Source organism: Bacillus nakamurai (assembly GCF_001584325.1).
Classification (GTDB): domain Bacteria; phylum Bacillota; class Bacilli; order Bacillales; family Bacillaceae; genus Bacillus; species Bacillus nakamurai.
This window is the reverse complement of sequence record NZ_LSAZ01000037.1, coordinates 1-1,381: the sequence shown is the minus strand read 5'-3', so window position 1 is coordinate 1,381 and position 1,381 is coordinate 1. Positions and strand designations below refer to the sequence as shown.

Genomic DNA, 1,381 nt, shown 5'->3' with positions numbered 1-1,381 from the left:
AAAACCATGTTTTTTCTGCAAGCTTTTTTTGTTTATAACGTTGTCTAAAATGATTTCATCATTATTCTGAAACAGAAAAAGAGTTCCCACATACCTAGCCTTGTTTGGCTAGGTATGTGGCAATCTTCTTCATATTCTGGCAAGCAGCTGTGAGGAGAACTTGTTCGCTCACATTTTGTTTTCCCCTCAACCTGCAATAGCGAAGCCCATGCAGCTGTTTTGAATCTGCAAAGCTTCGCTCTATTTTTTCTTTTCTTTTTTTGTAGAGGGTTTTTCCTGAAACAGACAAACGATTTTGTCTGACCTTTTCTTTATGATCTTCCCATACATGCCGAGAAATGACTTTCTGGCGATTCTTTGATTTTGTGCAGTTCTCAAGCAGCGGGCATGAGGAACATATTTCAGAATTTGATTTATATGTTCGGTAGCCTTTGCGGTCAGTTGTTGAGTACGTAAGTGTTTGCTTGTTCGGGCAAATGTATCTGTCTTGTTCACTGTCATAATGAAATTTCCACTTTGGAAATAAGCCTCTGGCAGGGTGAAAACGTCTATGTGCGATGACACCGAAGATTTGGCGGTCAGATAGTCCTTTACAAATGGGAGTCGTTAAATAACCGGAATCAAGAGCGACGGCTTCTACTTGAAAACCAAATCGTGCGATTTGGTGATCTAATCGGCCAAGGTAAGGCACAGAATCATGGACATTTCCAGATGTTACATAGACATCGGTGATAATGTTGTGTTTCATATCCGTTGTTCGGTGATCTAAATAGAAAAAACCTTCTGGTTTGTTTTCACGATAAAGATAGCCGCTTTCAGGATCGGTTGTACTATGGCGAATGTCTTTTTCAGCTTTCACCTCCTCTTTGTTTTTTAACGGCTTTTTTCCATGTTCCTCCCGATCTTCTTGGATGGCTTCATTTAACTCATTAATATAATTTTGTGTTTCTTGTTCAATGGTTTTTCGCGTGTATTTATGCTTGTTGGCATTGGCTTTAAGATGAGTTGAATCGGTGAATAGGACACGCCCGCCGACCATATCGTGATTGATGGCCTGAAGAACGATCTCATCAAAAATGTCTTGGAAGATGGTCGTATCTTTAAAACGAGTGCGTCTGTTCCAACTGATAGTGGAGTGATGCGGTACCGGATCGTTTATGTTCAATCCCAGAAACCATCTGTAAGCCATATTGTAGTAAATTTCTTTTTCAATCTGTCTTTCCGAACGGATACCATAGAGGTATCCGATAAACATCATTTTGAATAATATCAGCGGATCGAGTGAGGGGCGGCCTTTGTTTTCACTGTAATAAGGTTTGACTTTTTCAATGATAAAAGAGAAGTCTATGTATTTATCGATTTTTCGAAGGAGATGATCCTC

General features: G+C 39.7%; 1 protein-coding gene. It reads right to left on the bottom strand.

Annotated features, from left to right (window positions below; translation table 11 throughout):
- Positions 1-94: 94 nt before the first annotated feature.
- Positions 95-1,381 (bottom strand): IS1182 family transposase (locus AXI59_RS15095; RefSeq protein WP_061528628.1); only part of this gene is annotated, 1,287 nt, incomplete at its 5' end.